Origin of the sequence: Vibrio sp. sp1 (assembly GCF_016920955.1) — a bacterium.
Classification (GTDB): domain Bacteria; phylum Pseudomonadota; class Gammaproteobacteria; order Enterobacterales; family Vibrionaceae; genus Vibrio; species Vibrio alginolyticus.
Genome location: NZ_CP060590.1, coordinates 1,029,824 through 1,046,215 on the forward strand (window position 1 = coordinate 1,029,824; position 16,392 = coordinate 1,046,215).

Consider the following 16,392-nt stretch of genomic DNA (forward strand, 5'->3'; position numbering starts at 1 on the left):
GAATAAAAGGAGCTTTTATGGACTTTGAACTTAATGAAGATCAACGTGCATTTGCCGATACCGCTCAACAATTTTCCGATGAGCGTTTAGCACCGATGGCGGCGGAGTGGGATGAAAAGCAGATCTTCCCCAAAGACGTATTGAGAGAGGCGGGGGAACTAGGGTTTCTCAGTCTCTACACTCCAGAAGCGCAAGGTGGCCTAGGGCTGAGTCGCTTGGATGCTTCAATTATCTTTGAACAACTGGCCATGGGATGTACGTCCACTACGGCGTTTATGACGATTCACAACATGGCCAGTTGGATGATCGCGAGTTTCTCGAACGAAGAAGTGAGAGCCAAATATTGCTCTAAGCTGGTCTCTGGCGAGTGGTTGGGTTCATATTGCTTAACCGAGCCTAATGCGGGGTCGGATGCCGCTGCACTGACCACTTCCGCTACAAAAAAGGGAGATAAGTATGTCCTCAACGGTGGCAAAACCTTTATCTCTGGCGCAGGAGAGACAGATGTTTTGGTCGTGATGGCGAGAACCGGAGAAGCGGGTGCCAAAGGCGTGTCCGCATTTGTTGTTCCTGCTCACGCTGATGGTATCAGCTATGGGCGCAAAGAACCCAAAATGGGTTGGAACAGCCAACCAACACGAGCGGTTACTTTTGAAAATGTCGTTATTCCAGCTAGCCATTTACTGGGCGAAGAAGGGCAAGGTTTTGTCTTTGCGATGAAAGGGCTTGATGGAGGGCGTATAAATATTGCGACCTGTTCCGTCGGTACGGCTCAACAGGCCCTTAATCAGGCGGCACGGTACATTCAAGAGCGTAAGCAGTTCGGCAAGCCGCTTGCGCAGTTTCAAGCCTTACAATTCAAATTGGCAGACATGGCGACAGAGCTAGTGGCTGCGCGGCAGTTGGTGCGCTATGCCGCCAGTAAACTCGACCGAAATGACCCTGATGCTACGGCTTATTGCGCGATGGCAAAACGGTTCGCAACCGATGTAGGTTTTCAGGTTTGCGACCACGCGCTGCAGCTTTATGGTGGCTATGGTTACATCAAAGAGTATCCAATGGAGCGTCATTTCAGAGATGTGCGTGTGCATCAAATTCTGGAGGGAACGAACGAAATTATGCGTTTGATCATCGCACGTCGTTTGCTCTCTGAGGAGTCGGCCTTGCTGTAGCGAAGTATTGGATTTGCTCATTGAGAAAGGATTCAGATATGCCATTAACCCAAGAAGCCATTCAACATACGATCACTAATCACGTTGCGGTGGTGACGATGAACAACCCGCCAGCCAATACGTGGACAGCAGAGAGCCTCAAGGTACTGAAGTCGCTGATACTCACACTTAACAATGATAAGCAGGTCTACGCACTGGTTTTAACCGGCAGTGGAGAAAAGTTTTTCTCTGCTGGTGCAGATCTCAAGCTATTTTCTGACGGTGACAAAGCGGTTGCGTTAGACATGGCGCGATGCTTTGGTGAAGCCTTTGAAACGCTCTCGGAATTTCGTGGTGTTTCCATTGCCGCCATTAATGGTTACGCCATGGGCGGAGGTTTAGAAGTGGCATTAGCTTGTGATATTCGAGTAGTTGAAGAGCAAGCGGTACTTGCTTTACCAGAAGCCAAAGTCGGACTTTTGCCCTGCGCTGGCGGTACCCAAAACCTCACAGCGTTAGTAGGGGAAGGCTGGGCAAAGCGTATCATTTTATGTGGAGAGCAAGTCAGCGCTGACAAAGCAAAAGAACTAGGCCTAGTTGAGGAGTTGGTTCCCAAAGGTGAAGCTTTAAGTAAAGCGCTGGAACTTGCTGAATCTGTTGCGAACCAGTCGCCATCTTCTGTCGCCGCATGTAAGGCGCTCATTCAAAATATGCGCTCTGCGCCACTTCAGCACGGCTTAATGAAAGAGCGAGAGTTGTTTCTGAATCTTTTTGATACGGAAGATCAAGTCGAGGGTGTTCGCGCCTTTTTAGAAAAACGCCCACCGCAATGGAAAAACCGATAGGAGGCCACATGGCAGGGATGGTAACCATCAGTGAAATAGAGTGCTTAGATGGCGTGCACCGCATTGGTATCGCAACGTTAGACAACACCGCTTCATTGAATGCATTGACGTATGACATGTTAGTCCAACTTAACGATCAGCTTATCAAGTGGCAAGACGATCCGCATGTGACTTGTGTGGTACTCACTGGCGCTGGAGAAAAAGCATTCTGTGCTGGTGGTGATGTTCGAGCTATGTATCACGTCATGCATAACGAGAGTAAAGAAAAAATCGTAGAGTTCTGTACGAACTATTTCTCGTTGGAGTATGAGTGTGACTATCTCATCCACACTTACAACAAACCCATTATCGGTTGGGGAGAAGGTATTGTCATGGGCGGTGGGATGGGGCTTTTTATGGGAACCAGCCATAAAGTTGTGACAACAACATCACGCCTTGCTATGCCAGAAATCAATATTGGACTGTATCCTGATGTGGGAGGTACGTGGTTTTTAAGCCAGATAGATCCGCAAGTGGGTTTATTCCTCGGGTTGACAGGTTCAATGGTAAATTCAAGTGACGCTGTCACTATTGGTTTGGCCGATTGGTCACTGTTGGAAGAGCAGTATCCCACCTTACTGGATGAGCTAAAGCGGCTCCAGTGGGGCAAAGAAGATGCGAAAGAGTTGGTAACTGCACTACTACAGTTAATGGAAGAACAAGTTATTGATAGCAAACCAACCACGCAAATTTGTCCATACTTAGATCAGATAGAGGAAGCGTGCAAAGGCTTTGATCTTAATGCGATAGCACAGCGAATCATGGCTATCGAAGGGAATAGCCAGTGGATAGAAAACGCGAAACAAACGTTCGCATCGGGTAGTGCGATCACCGCGCATATTTGCTTTAGACAAGTGAAAGAGTACCACAGCTTACCGCTTGCAGATTGTTTCCGTTTAGAGTTGAGTTTGTCGGTTCGCAGTGCCTTATTAGGTGAGTTTAAAGAGGGCGTCCGTTCTCGGCTTATTGACCGGGATGGCGAACCTAACTGGATGTTTAACAGTGTCAGTGAAGTCGATGAAGATGTCATCGATACCTTGTTTACCTCACTTTGGCCGGATGACGAACATCCGCTTGCTGATTTGGGTGAACAAACACTAGGTCAATAAGGAGAATGATCATGAGTACCATCGCATTTATCGGTTTAGGAAGAATGGGGCATCCGATGGCGCAAAACTTATTAGCGTCTGGATTTAACGTGCAAGTATTTGATGTCGATAGCGAAGCGGCAAAGCAACTTGCACCTTTTGGTGCGGTGGTGGCGAGCTCTATCGAGGAAGTCGTGGATGGTGCAAGCACGGTCATCACGATGCTACCAGCAGGATCTCACGTTCGTTCCGTGTATCTTGGCGACTTACACGGCGGCGTAGGTGTCCTCAATCTTGTCTCGCCAAGTACCTTGATGATTGATTGTTCAACCATTGATCCGGACTCTGCGCGATTAGTCGCCAATGAAGCGGCAAATAAACGTGTGTTGTTTGTCGACGCGCCCGTTTCGGGAGGCGTTGCTGGCGCGAAAGCGGCGACATTAACCTTTATTGTTGGTGGTTCGGATCAAGCGTTTTCTAAAGCCAATGCGATTTTGCAGTATATGGGAAAAAATGTTTTCCATGCTGGCAAAGCAGGCGATGGTCAAATGGCGAAAATCTGTAACAACCTTATGCTCGGCATTTTAATGTCTGGTACGTGCGAGGCATTAAACCTAGGTATCGATCATGGACTCGATCCAAAAGTGCTATCAAACATCATGCTGCAAAGCTCTGGCCGAAATTGGGCATTGGAGCTTTACAATCCTTGCCCAGGCGTGATGGACAGTGCGCCAGCCAGTCACGATTACCAACCGGGCTTTATGAGCAAACTCATGCTAAAAGATCTCGGCTTGGGGTTAGATGCGGCGTTACAAACACATTCTTCGGTTCCGATGGGGTCGTTAGCGCGCAACTTATATTCTTTCCACAACGCGAGCGGCCACGGCGAGCTCGATTTCTCAAGCTTATTTGAGTTATACAAGAGTAAGAAAGGCTAGACTGAGTTTTGTGACAAACCAGCCCGAGATGGTGACCTAAAACGCGCATCATTTCGGCCAACTTAGACTGGTTGAGATAGAGAACATTACGAGCTATGGAGTGCACCAATATGGACATAAAAAGTAGTGTTATTGCCATTACAGGAGCAGGGCAGGGGCTTGGGCAAATGATGGCCATTACCCTTGCTCAAGCTGGCGCTGATTTAGCGTTGTTGGATGTAAACGCCAGTGGCTTAATGGAAACACAAGAGCAGTGTCGAATGCTGAGTGCGAAAGCGTTGACATATCAAGTGGATGTCACCAACGAAATCGACGTTGAAACCACGTTTGAAGCGATTATCCAAGATTTTGGTCAACTCAATGGGTTAGTCAATAACGCTGGCGTGTTAAGAGATGGGTTACTTGTAAAAGCAAAAGATGGCGTGATCAGTAAGATGTCTTTGGATCAATTCAACTTGGTCATGAACGTTAACGTGACAGGAACGTTTTTGTGTGGGCGTGAAGCTGCCGTCAAGATGATTGAGAGTGGCTCCCAAGGCGTTATCATCAATATTTCTAGTGTTGCGAGAGCAGGGAATATCGGACAAACCAATTATTCTGCATCTAAAGCGGCGGTCGCGACCATGGCGACAACATGGGCCCGTGAGCTCGCAAGATACGGTATTCGTGCGGCGGCGGTTGCACCAGGTGTAGTACACACCGCGATGGCAGAGCAAATGAAACCCGAAGCCATAGAGCGATTAGAAAAGATGATCCCAGTTGGCAGGATGGGCGAAACAAGCGAAATCGCGCATGCAGTAAAATACATTATTGAGAGTGATTACTTTACTGGCAGGGTTTTAGAAGTGGATGGCGGTATTCGTATGTAAGTGACCACTGAAATAAGGCTCTGATGGACCTGAATAATAAGTTTCTTTCCATTTCAACATTTTCTATGTTGTGGAGTGCTCATTCTGCGCAGCCCAAATGTATTTACAACTTATGTTTGGATTTACCTTGAGAATGATTTCTCACAATCCAATAAAGAGATGCAAATACCACTCAAATATTAAGTGAAATCATTAATTTGATTCTGATCACACTTTTGGTTTTTTAGTTTCCGCTTCTCATTAAGGCTATCTGCGTAAATGAAGTTGATAGTCAGTCTCATCAATTTTTAGTTTCAACTGTTTGTTTTTAAATAATTAATTGTTGAAGCACGAGAAATTCGTGTTGAGGTTAATATTCTATTTAAAGTGTGTAACTTCCATTAATGGAAGGTTAGTTTCCAGTTGTGGCTAATGAGCTTTAACTTTTTACTCCTCATAATGCGCCAAATGTAACATAGTGTTTCAAAGTGTAACAATAAACTCACACTAAGAGTGTGGTTTTGATCTCCACTCAATTCCGTTTTGTTTCACTCTGAGCCCGACGTTACTCATGCTCAACACATAAACATTCTAATGACTATAACAACTGGTTCTTGGCTTGATACCAATCGTATCGTAGTAAATAACGGTTCATTCTAGCTGGTTAAATGCTTGATGACGAAGTTGAAAAATTGTAAGTAGAATAACTACTTATCGAAGTTTTTTCTTGTTCTCATACATTACCTCTGCGCTATTTGTGAGCTCTTATTTACTTTGATTGGCATCTGCTTTGAAACCAGACAACCATCGAGAAAGTTAATGGAAGCCTCAAGATATAAACGCATCTTGTCGAGGGGAAGTTTGGCGTCCGTCATACTTATGCTCTCAGGATGTAATTCAGCTTTACTTGACCCCAAAGGTGCCATTGGTGTGCAAGAAAAAGAGTTAATTATTACTGCTCTTTTGCTGATGTTGATCGTTGTAATCCCTGTGATTTTAATGACGATTTACTTCGCTTACCGATACCGCGCCTCTAACACTGAAGAAGAGTACGCACCCGAGTGGTCACACTCGACCAAAATCGAAGTGGTGGTATGGACAATTCCAATCATCATCATTGCGATTCTTGCGACGATCACATGGCGTTCGACTCATGAACTAGAGCCATCCAAACCTTTGGAAAGTGATGTTAAACCAATGACCATCGAAGTGGTGTCACTCGATTGGAAATGGTTGTTCATCTATCCAGAAGAAAACATTGCGACGGTGAACTATGTGGCGTTCCCGAAAGACGTGCCAGTGCAGTTCAAACTGACTTCGGACAACATCATGAACGCGTTTTTCATCCCTCGCTTAGGTACACAGATCTACGCGATGCCAGGCATGGTTACCAAGCTTAACCTGATAGCGAACCACGAAGGTGACTACAAGGGTTTTGCATCGAACTACAGCGGCGAAGGCTTTTCGCAAATGAAGTTCACAGCTTCAGCAATGTCTGATCGTGCTGCGTTCCTAAATTGGGTGCAGAAAGTGAAGGCGAGCCCTGATCGTATTGAAGATTGGGAGCAATACAGCTCACTGGCAGCGCCAAGTATCGCAGAGCCAGTCACTTTGTTCTCTAGCGTTCCTCCGTTCTTGTTCACCGACGTTGTGACTCAGCATCCTGGTTCAATGAACTGTTTGCCTGAAAACCAAGGATAATCGTAATGTTTGGAAGATTAACTCTTGATTCAGTTCCATTCCACGAACCTATTATCGTCATCACCTTAGCGGTTGTGGCGCTGGTTGGTTTAGCCGTAGTTTACGCGGTAACTAAAGCCGGAAAGTGGCAATATTTGTGGAATGAATGGTTTACTTCAGTAGACCATAAAAAACTTGGCTTCATGTACATCGCAGTAGCGATGGTGATGCTTGTTCGTGGTTTTGCTGACGCAGTCATGATGCGTAGTCAGCAACTCCTTTCTTCTGCGGGTGAAGCAGGTTACTTGCCACCGCATCACTACGATCAAATTTTTACTGCCCATGGCGTGATCATGATCTTTTTCGTAGCGATGCCATTGGTTATTGGTCTGATGAACATCATCGTGCCATTACAGATTGGTGCGCGTGACGTAGCTTTCCCGTATCTGAATAACTTGAGCTTCTGGCTGTTTGTTGTTGGTGTCATCCTAACAAACATGTCTCTCGGCTTAGGTGAATTTGGTCGTACAGGTTGGCTAGCGTATCCGCCGCTTTCAGGTATTGAGGCTAGCCCAGGAGTCGGGGTCGACTATTGGATTTGGGCGCTGCAGATATCAGGTGTTGGTACGACGTTAACAGGCGTGAACTTCTTCGCGACCATTTTGCGTATGCGTACACCGTCTATGCCAATGATGAAGATGCCAGTTTTCACTTGGGCGTCTCTGTGTGCAAACATTTTGATCATCATTTCATTCCCAATCCTAACGGTGACTATCGCTCTGCTATCGCTGGATAGATACCTAGGCATGCACTTCTTTACCAATGATCTTGGTGGCAACGTAATGATGTACGTCAACCTGATTTGGGCTTGGGGTCACCCAGAAGTGTACATCTTGATCTTGCCAATTTTTGGTGTGTTCTCAGAAGTCACCGCAACCTTTTCACGTAAAAAGTTGTTCGGTTACACATCGCTAGTTTGGGCTACCGTAGTGATCACGATTCTTGCGTTTGTCGTTTGGCTACACCACTTCTTTACGATGGGATCTGGCGCGAACGTAAATGCCTTCTTTGGTATTGCCACGATGATCATTTCTATCCCCACAGGGGTGAAGATCTTCAACTGGCTATTCACCATGTACAAAGGCCGCATCCGCTTTACGACGCCGATGATGTGGACGGTGGGCTTCCTTATCACCTTTACTGTTGGTGGTATGACGGGCGTACTAATGGCTGTTCCGGGTGCAGATTTCGTTCTGCATAACTCAGTATTCCTTATCGCTCACTTCCACAACGTTATCATCGGTGGTGTGGTGTTTGGATGTTTCGCTGCGATCACTTACTGGTTCCCGAAAGCGACCGGTTTCACCATGAATGAAACTTGGGGCAAACGTGCGTTCTATCTTTGGATTATTGGTTTCTTAATGGCGTTCCTACCGCTTTATGCGCTGGGCTTTATGGGGATGACTCGTCGTTTAAGCCAAGACATCAACCCAGAATACTTCCCACTGTTGTCGATTGCCGCAGCAGGTACGGTTGTGATTGCGCTGGGCGTATTGTCTCAGTTCATCCAAATTTACGTGAGTATCCGTGACCGCGAGCAAAATCGTGATTTAACTGGTGACCCGTGGGGTGGACGTACTCTTGAGTGGGCAACATCGTCTCCACCGCCGTTCTACAACTTTGCGCACCTACCAAAAGGTGATGTGCTGGATGCCTTCTGGTACCAGAAACAAAGTGGCGAGTTCGATCCAACTAAAGAAGTGGAATACGAACGTATTCATATGCCAAAAAACACGGCAACAGGCATCTACGTGTCGGCTTGGTCGCTCCTATTTGGCTTCGGCATGATTTGGTACATCTGGTGGCTAGCGGCGGCAAGTTTGGTCGGTATTATCGTGACGTGTATTCAGCATAGCTATAACGATGATGTGGATTACTACGTGGAAGTTGAAGAGATCAAAGCAATTGAGGCCGAACGTCGAGCTCAGCTTGAAGAAGCGAAGAAAAACTCAGTGAAAGACAGCGAAAGTAAAGATGATCTGGAGGTGACGTATGCAAACTAATATCGCAGCACATCACGACCATGATCACCACCATGACACGAATGGCAACAAGCTATTTGGCTTCTGGGTTTACCTGATGAGTGACTGTGTATTGTTTGCGACCTTGTTCGCGACTTACGCTGTGCTGTCGAGCAATTCAATTGCGGGCCCAACAGGTAAAGACATTTTCGAACTCCCATTCGTGTTTGTCGAAACCATGCTGCTGCTGTTTAGCAGTATCACATTTGGTTTTGGCATTATCGCGATGAAGCGCAACAACGTTGCTGGTCTCAAACGCTGGATGTTAGTCACGTTCGCGCTTGGTCTTGGCTTTATCTGTATGGAGGTCTATGAGTTCCATCACCTGATTGAAGAAGGCTATGGGCCACAAACAAGTGCATTCCTGTCGGCATTCTTTACGTTGGTTGGTACGCACGGCCTGCACGTAACCTTTGGTCTGATTTGGTTAGCGGTAGCGTATCATCAACTGTCGACGAAAGGTCTGAACGACAATATGGCAATGCGCTTTAACTGCTTAAGCCTATTCTGGCACTTTCTAGATATCGTTTGGATTTGTGTCTTTACCATCGTTTACTTACTGGGGGTAATGTAATGGATCAACATGTAGAAACCAGTTCGTCAGATTACGTGAAAGGCTTTATTGCCTCACTGATTCTGACGGTAATTCCGTTCTACTTTGTTTGGACGAAATCATTACCAGATACAACGACCTATGCGATTCTATTTGGATGTGCATTAGTACAGATATTTGTTCACTTTAAATACTTCTTGCACATGGAAACAAAAACATCCGACGGACGTTGGAACCTTGTATCACTGATGTTTACCGCCATTGTTGTACTTATCCTTATCGCTGGCTCGGTATGGATCATCTACAACATGAACGTCAACATGAAGTTGTAGGTCAAGGTATGCTGAAAAGTTATTTGTCTATCACTAAACCGGGCATTATTTTCGGCAACCTGATTTCTGTTGCGGCGGGGTTCTTCCTCGCCGCAAAAACAGAACCAGCCAGTCTAATGTTGTTCGTTACGACGTTAGTTGGTGTTGGGTTAGTCATCGCTTCAGGTTGTGTGGTGAATAATATTTTCGATCGTGATATCGACCAAAAGATGGCACGTACACGAAATCGTGAAACAGTGAAAGGCAACATCAATATCGATATTGCGTTTGTTTATGCACTTGCTTTATTGCTGGTAGGAACCGCACTGTTATTTATCCGAGTGAACCCACTATCCGCTGTCGTCGTGTTGCTTGGCTACGTGTATTACGTGTTCTTTTACACGATGTGGTATAAACGTAACTCGGTGTATGGGACCTTAGTGGGAAGTATCTCAGGTGCAGTTCCGCCATTGGTGGGTTACTTAGCGGTAACAAACTTCATTAGCTTGGAAGCGATTTTACTCTTTACCATGTTCTGTCTCTGGCAAATGCCGCACTCGTATGCCATTGCCATGTTTCGCATGCAAGACTACCGAGAAGCCGGGATTCCCGTATTGCCAGTTAAAGAAGGTATTCATAAAGCGCATCGACACATGAAAGCGTATGTCGTGGCGTTTGGAGCAGTATCGTTGGGGTTATTTTTACTAGGTGAAGCCGGGTATGAATACTTAGCGGTTGCAGCGGTTGTTTGCTTTATGTGGACGAAAGTGACCTTTCGCAGCATTGATGACAACAACTACATCGCTTGGTCAAAGTCGGTGTTTAAAGTCTCACTGCTAGTGGTGATGGGGATCAGTGGTGTGCTTGGTGTCGAGTTGATTCCTCTAGCTCTGTAACAACCAAACCTAAGCGTTTGCTAAGCGCCAATATCTTTTGCTGCTGAATGCATGAATGGCCTTACCTAGAAGTAAGGTCATTTAACTTTCTATTGTTCTTTATTTTCCCTGTTTTTCCTGCTCCTCCTCTAGCTTCACTATCACGTATTCATATCTAAAAGCAAAAACAACCAGTGTGTAAAACATAGTGAAGCACGTTTTCGCTGACGCGTAATAATGCCAAGAAATAGTGACTATTAAGCTAAAAAGTATAAACAGCGCAATAACTCTATTTGCCATATGAAAATTCAATATCGATAGTTTGTAATGTAAACATTTGGGGAGAGTGCTAGTTCCCATAGCAGCATACAAACTAACAATGTGAATGTTTGAGTTGAATCACCAGCTAGCGAAATACAAAAGTTTTACGACTGAAAGTGGGTGAGGAAGCACCTTAGCTCCAGTGAAATGAACACGATTAAGAATCATCCTTTTACATAATCTAAAAACTCACCAAACCTTAACCCAGATTAAAGTTTTGTCGTCTCCGAGGCATTAAGGTGCGCCTGTAGTTTGCAGGTCTCAAGGATTCAGAGAAGGAACAGCCATACATCGTGTATCGCTGTTCCTTTTTCGTTCTTGTTTACTTGCGAAAAGATAAAACATAAAGACAACTTTAAGAGGACTGGTTTTGAGCATTTTGTTTTCCGAAGCCCGAATTGGCAACATGACCCTAAAGAACCGTTTTGTGAGAAGCGCAACGTGGGAGAACATGGCGACCGAAGATGGTCACATGACGGTAAAGCTTTACGATATTTACGAAACGCTTGCGAAAGGGGAAGTTGGGCTTATTGTTACGGGTTATGCCAATATCGTTGAAGAAGAGAAACCCAACGCAGGTATGATGGGGATCTACAACGACTCTTTTATTGAAGAATACAAAAAGCTAACAGAGCTAGTACATCAACAAGATTCTAAAATCGTGATGCAAATTGCTTACGGTGGCACCAAAACCACCCATAACGTCGGTGAGCGTGTCATCTTCGCTCCGAGTGACGTGCCTGAGCGTGGTACAAATACGCAAGGCAAAGCGATGACAAAGGACGAAATAGACTACATCGTAAAGGCATTCGCATTGGCGAGTAAACGTGCTCAAGACGCTGGTTTTGATGGCGTAGAGATTCATGCGGCGCACACTTATTTAATTAACCAGTTTTTAAGCCCGTACTATAATCGTCGAGAAGACGAATATGGTGGTGACTTAGAAAATCGCATGCGCTTTCTTTTAGAAATTTATTCTGAAACCAGAAAGCTGGTTGGAAGCGAATTTCCCATCCTCGTTAAACTGACGGCAACAGAGTTCTTTGACGGCGGTTTAACGTTCGATGAAACTCGCGTCGTCTGTAAGAAACTTGAAGAAGTAGGCGTTGATGCGATCATCGTATCTGGCAATGTTCACGGCAAAGCAAACGAACTTGTTGGTCAAACGTTCGATGGTTACACACTACAAGAAGAAGGTTACTTTCACGAATATGGTCACGTGATCAGTCAGGACGTTAGCATACCGGTGATTACTGTCGGCGGGCTGAGCGACATTGATGCGATTGAGAAAATTGCAGAAAACACAGATATCCAATTTTTTGCTGTTTCACGCCCTTTATTGGCTGAGCCACAGTTGATCAAACGTTGGAAAGAAGGCAATCGCGCACCAGTAGATTGTGAACGTTGCTCAAAGTGTCGTACCAAGCGTGGTAACTTTTGCGTGGTGTATAAGAACCGAAATCGTCGCAAAAAATAGAACGAAGCGATACACAAATACAAATTAGCCTCCACTCTGAATATGGAGGCTTTTAATTATCCGCATGTTAATCGAACCATTATTTATCTTCTTTTTGATAGTTTAAATAATGCACACAAAGATCGTGAAATGCTTTAGCTTGAGGCGAGATCGTGCGATCGGTTAACGTAAATATACCAATTTGCCTTTCAAGTGGTGGATCGATAAGCGGAATCCAAACCAAGCGTGTTTCATTGGTTGGGAAAGCAAGTTTAGGTAGGGTCGTGACACCAATCCCAAGTTCTAAGACAGAAAACAGCGAAGTAATATTTTCGACCGAATAGAGCGCTTGCTGACTCAGAGCTCTTGCTGGGGTTGGATCGAGAAGTGTACAAGTGCCGTTACGGATAAAGGGTTGTTCCAACAAAATTTGCCACTCGATTCCTTCTGGATGACTTGCAATAGGGTTATCCTTTAAACACACCACGCCTATTGGATCGGCTAACAGTGGCGTAAAGTCAATGCCGCCCTCATCGAGGTGAGAGGGGTTACCGATCGCCAAGTCGACTTCACCGGAGAGTAAGCGAGCCTCGACGCCCGCCGCGTTATCATCGATCAAGCTTACTTCTACATTTGGATACTGCTCGCAAAAGGCACCCAATACGCTAGGGATGAGTTTCGCTGCAACAGAAGGAACGCTCGCAATTCGCACTCTCCCTTGCTGTCCGGCCGCGGCAGCTTTGAGATCGTTGTCCAGCGCACTGTAGATATTGAGAAACTGAACCACCTTGGGCAGACAAATTTCACCAAATGGGGTCAATTTGGTTTTGTTTCCGGGTTCAAACAGCGTTTGCCCTAGAATTTTTTCAAGCTCTTTTATCGATGTTGACAGTGCCGCCTGAGAACGATTTGCACGATGTGAAGCGGCTCGAAAGCCTCCTTCCTCGACTACCATCACAAAATGCATTAATTGTTGAAGCTTAATACTCATCCCTAATGCCTCTTAATCCCTTTATTTACGTTATTTTAAACAGATTGATAAGTTTAATTTATCAAATGTCAAAAATTTACCGTTAGATTTATCGCTTGTCAATGTGCATCATTTAACCATATTGAAACAAAGCTGTTACAAAGGTTGAAAGGCACGTGAATACTCCTACTAAAAAACACCCAGTTAAAACCAGTCTATTTGCTTCTAAAGCGCCGCTTGAATGGGCGATAGTCAACAACGGAACCCTGTATACGGCTCAAATTCCTATTGATGACACAGGCGCGGTTGTGGAAGGCGGTATCGAAGCACAAACACGTCAAACCTTTAACAATCTCATTCACACCCTGGAGTGTGCAGGGGAGTCTTTGGACTCGGTGTTGCAGGTCCTGATTTATGTGACTGACAGAGAATACTTAAAGACCGTTAACCAAGTGTACGCGGAATATTTTGAAGCGCCGTACCCAAATCGCGCCGCCATGGTGGTTGCAGGGTTAGCGCGAGAAGAGATGTTGGTGGAGTTTGTTGTCTACGCGTCGGCAAGCAAACCAGAATAAATCCAATAAGAACAATTAGAGATCAGTGAGTGGGTGGCTTGCCATCACAAATCGGAAGAACGAGGAAAGAACCATGACTTTTATTAACAATGTTCAAGCAGAAAAATCCCTCTACATAGCAGGTGAATGGCAATCGGGCATGGACACCATCGCCAATATTAACCCTTCTGATATCAGCGAAAACATTGGCGATTTCGCACAAGCGAGTGTGTCGCAAGTAGAGCAAGCGATTCAAGCGGCTAAATCAGCGCAGTCAGAGTGGGAAAAAACACCAATCGAGCGCAAACAAGCAGTGTTGCAAGCGATTGGTGATGAGCTCATTGCACGATGTGACGAATTGGGTACCTTGCTTTCGCGTGAAGAAGGTAAGCCATTTGCTGAAGGTCGAGGTGAGATTTACCGTGCTGGCCAATTCTTCCAATACTTTGCTGCTGAGGTACTGCGTCAAATTGGCGATAACGCTGCTTCCGTCCGTCCAGGTGTCTCCGTTGAAGTTACTCGCGAAGCCGTCGGCGTTATCGCCATTATCTCTCCTTGGAACTTCCCAACAGCAACAGCGGCTTGGAAAATCGCGCCAGCACTTGCGTTTGGCAACAGTGTCGTCTGGAAGCCTGCCAACCTAACTCCAGCGAGTGCCGTTGCACTGACTGAGATTGTCCATCGCCAAGGTTTACCTGCTGGCACGTTTAACCTCGTTTTGGGTAGCGGTTCGCAAGTTGGTAATACCCTTATCAATTCGAAAGATGTGAACGGCGTGAGCTTCACTGGTTCTGTGGACACAGGCCGTAAAGTAGCGGCGGCAACGGCACCAAACTTTGTGCGTTGTCAGCTAGAGATGGGCAGCAAAAACGCGCTCGTAGTGGCCGATGATGCAGACATTCAAATTGCCGTTGAAGCCACAATCGCAGGCTCATTCTCGGGTGCAGGTCAAAAATGTACCGCGTCTTCTCGTCTTGTGGTTATGGACGGAATTCACGACGCGTATGTTGAAGCGCTAATCCAACGCATGAGCGAATTAAAAGTGGGTCACGCACTGGAAGAGGGCGTATTCATGGGTCCTGTTGTTGATGGTAACCAGCTGAATGCGAACTTTGAGTGGATTGAAAACGCACGCCAAGCAGGCGCGGAGCTGGCTTTCGGTGGTGAGCGTCTGAGCCTAGAGCATGACGGTTACTATATGTCACCAACCCTGTTCTTGAACACACAAAACAGCTGGGAAGTGAACCAAGAAGAAGTCTTTGCACCAATGGCAAGCGTGATTCGCGTTTCTGATCTGGATGAGGCAATTGCAGTCGCGAACGATACGCGCTTTGGCCTGACAGGCGGCATTATCACGCAAAGTCTGCGCAATAGCGCGATCTTCAAACAGCAAGTCCAAACGGGATGCGTCATGGTTAACTTGCCAACTGCGGGTACAGATTATCACGTCCCATTTGGTGGCCGTAAAGAATCTAGCTTTGGCCCTCGTGAGCAAGGGCAGTACGCCAAAGAGTTCTACACCGTGGTGAAAACCGCTTATCAGCGCCCTTACTAAGAACAGCAGGGTAGCTGATGGTGTCAGTTACCCGCACTGAAAGGCTAAGAAATTGTTTAAGGAGTGGTTATGTACCAACAACGGATTGTGATTGACGGATTGCAGTACTGCAATTGGGATCGAGAGTATTTCCAAACGCTTAAGGCGAGTGGCATTACCGCCGTTCATGCCACCATCGTCTACCACGAAACTGCGCGCGAAACCTTAACGCGTTTTGCTGAATGGAACTTGCGCTTCGAGCAAAATGCGGACCTCATCATGCCTATTTATTCAATGGCAGATGTAGAAAAAGCCAAAGCAGAAGGCAAAGTCGGCATCTTCTTCGGCGCGCAAAATTGCTCACCAATCGATGATGAAATTGGTCTGATTGAAGTGATGCGCCGCCAAGGTCTGCTGATCATGCAACTGACCTACAACAACCAAAGCTTACTGGCGACAGGTTGTTACGAACAAAACGATTCCGGCGTAACTCGCTTTGGTAAACAAGCGATTGAAGAGATGAACCGAGTCGGGATGATCATTGATATGTCCCACAGCGCGGAGCGTTCGACGTTGGAAGCTATCGAGCTCTCTTCGCGTCCAATTTGTATCAGCCATGCTAACCCGACATTTGCGCATGACGCACTGCGCAACAAGTCCAACACCGTGATCAAAGCACTGACGGAGCGCGGTGGTTTGATTGGATTCAGTTTATATCCATTCCATTTGCCAAATGGCAGCCAGTGCACGCTGGATGATTTCTGCCAGATGGTTGCGAAAACCGCAGACATGTTTGGCGTTGACCATTTAGGTATCGGTAGCGATTTGTGCCTAAATCAGCCGCAACAAGTGTTGGAGTGGATGCGCAACGGGCGTTGGTCAAAAGCGATGGATTACGGCGAAGGTTCTGCAAGTAACTCGGGATGGCCAGATGCGCTGCCATGGTTCTGCGGCAGCGCAGGGATGGAGAACATCTACAACGGATTAATGGGTCACGGATTCAGTGAATCTGAGGCTGGAAAAATATTGGGTGAAAACTGGTTCAACTTCCTTAAAGAAGGATTAGAGCCTATTTCATAGCATTCCCCAAAGTAGGAACCGCCTGCCCACATAATAACAATACGGCAGGCGTAAAACTCACATTTGTA

The 16,392-nt window shown here is 46.1% G+C and carries 15 protein-coding genes; 14 read left to right on the top strand and 1 reads right to left on the bottom strand.

Going from position 1 to position 16,392, the window contains the following annotated elements; all coding sequences use genetic code 11:
* Positions 1 to 17: 17 nt before the first annotated feature.
* The 11 genes from H9L11_RS20045 to H9L11_RS20095 all read left to right on the top strand — a co-directional run bounded on the left by H9L11_RS20045 (position 18) and on the right by H9L11_RS20095 (position 12,207).
* Positions 18 to 1,172 (top strand): acyl-CoA dehydrogenase family protein, encoded by a 1,155-nt coding sequence (locus tag H9L11_RS20045; RefSeq protein WP_205391128.1) that lies wholly within the window; start codon positions 18 to 20, stop codon positions 1,170 to 1,172.
* A gap of 38 nt (positions 1,173 to 1,210) precedes the next feature.
* Entirely contained in the window at positions 1,211 to 1,996 is a 786-nt protein-coding gene (locus H9L11_RS20050) for an enoyl-CoA hydratase (RefSeq protein WP_025767665.1), read from the top strand.
* Positions 1,997 to 2,004: 8 nt separating this feature from the next.
* The gene (locus tag H9L11_RS20055; RefSeq protein ID WP_047100927.1) at positions 2,005 to 3,144 is read left to right on the top strand and encodes an enoyl-CoA hydratase/isomerase family protein; all 1,140 of its coding nucleotides are present in this window, start codon (positions 2,005 to 2,007) and stop codon (positions 3,142 to 3,144) included.
* A gap of 11 nt (positions 3,145 to 3,155) precedes the next feature.
* Positions 3,156 to 4,061 carry a 3-hydroxyisobutyrate dehydrogenase gene (gene mmsB, locus H9L11_RS20060; RefSeq protein WP_053307783.1) on the top strand — a complete coding sequence of 302 codons (906 nt, stop codon included), beginning with the start codon at positions 3,156 to 3,158 and terminating at the stop codon, positions 4,059 to 4,061.
* Positions 4,062 to 4,171: 110 nt separating this feature from the next.
* Positions 4,172 to 4,930, top strand: coding sequence for an SDR family oxidoreductase (locus H9L11_RS20065; protein WP_005375778.1), 759 nt, complete (start codon positions 4,172 to 4,174; stop codon positions 4,928 to 4,930).
* 798 nt (positions 4,931 to 5,728) lie between these two features.
* Complete coding sequence (cyoA, locus tag H9L11_RS20070) at positions 5,729 to 6,610, top strand: ubiquinol oxidase subunit II (RefSeq protein ID WP_005388604.1); 882 nt, start codon at positions 5,729 to 5,731, stop codon at positions 6,608 to 6,610.
* A 5-nt stretch (positions 6,611 to 6,615) separates the two neighbouring features.
* Positions 6,616 to 8,652, top strand: a complete 2,037-nt coding sequence (gene cyoB / locus H9L11_RS20075; RefSeq protein WP_205391129.1) for a cytochrome o ubiquinol oxidase subunit I — start codon at positions 6,616 to 6,618, stop codon at positions 8,650 to 8,652.
* Positions 8,642 to 9,244, top strand: a complete 603-nt coding sequence (cyoC, locus tag H9L11_RS20080; RefSeq protein ID WP_005375782.1) for a cytochrome o ubiquinol oxidase subunit III — start codon at positions 8,642 to 8,644, stop codon at positions 9,242 to 9,244. Before cyoB ends, cyoC begins: the two co-directional genes overlap by 11 nt.
* Entirely contained in the window at positions 9,244 to 9,555 is a 312-nt protein-coding gene (cyoD, locus tag H9L11_RS20085) for a cytochrome o ubiquinol oxidase subunit IV (RefSeq protein WP_005375783.1), read from the top strand. Before cyoC ends, cyoD begins: the two co-directional genes overlap by 1 nt.
* Positions 9,516 to 10,430 carry a heme o synthase gene (gene cyoE, locus H9L11_RS20090; RefSeq protein WP_017634257.1) on the top strand — a complete coding sequence of 305 codons (915 nt, stop codon included), beginning with the start codon at positions 9,516 to 9,518 and terminating at the stop codon, positions 10,428 to 10,430. Before cyoD ends, cyoE begins: the two co-directional genes overlap by 40 nt.
* A 670-nt stretch (positions 10,431 to 11,100) precedes the next feature.
* Positions 11,101 to 12,207: an NADH:flavin oxidoreductase gene (locus tag H9L11_RS20095; RefSeq protein ID WP_053307780.1), complete on the top strand. Its 1,107-nt coding sequence runs from the start codon at positions 11,101 to 11,103 to the stop codon at positions 12,205 to 12,207.
* A 79-nt stretch (positions 12,208 to 12,286) separates the two neighbouring features.
* Here the strand turns inward: H9L11_RS20095 and H9L11_RS20100 are convergent, their stop codons facing one another.
* Positions 12,287 to 13,177: a LysR family transcriptional regulator gene (locus H9L11_RS20100; protein ID WP_205391130.1), complete on the bottom strand. Its 891-nt coding sequence runs from the start codon at positions 13,175 to 13,177 to the stop codon at positions 12,287 to 12,289.
* A gap of 155 nt (positions 13,178 to 13,332) precedes the next feature.
* On the opposite strand from H9L11_RS20100, the gene H9L11_RS20105 reads away from it, so the two are divergent.
* From H9L11_RS20105 to H9L11_RS20115, 3 genes are all read left to right on the top strand, one after another.
* On the top strand, positions 13,333 to 13,731 hold the full coding sequence (locus H9L11_RS20105) for a RidA family protein (RefSeq protein ID WP_182016142.1): 399 nt from the start codon (positions 13,333 to 13,335) through the stop codon (positions 13,729 to 13,731).
* A 73-nt stretch (positions 13,732 to 13,804) separates the two neighbouring features.
* Complete coding sequence (locus H9L11_RS20110) at positions 13,805 to 15,265, top strand: aldehyde dehydrogenase family protein (protein ID WP_193843688.1); 1,461 nt, start codon at positions 13,805 to 13,807, stop codon at positions 15,263 to 15,265.
* A gap of 69 nt (positions 15,266 to 15,334) precedes the next feature.
* Entirely contained in the window at positions 15,335 to 16,324 is a 990-nt protein-coding gene (locus tag H9L11_RS20115) for a membrane dipeptidase (RefSeq protein ID WP_053303711.1), read from the top strand.
* The last annotated feature ends 68 nt before the right edge of the window (positions 16,325 to 16,392 follow it).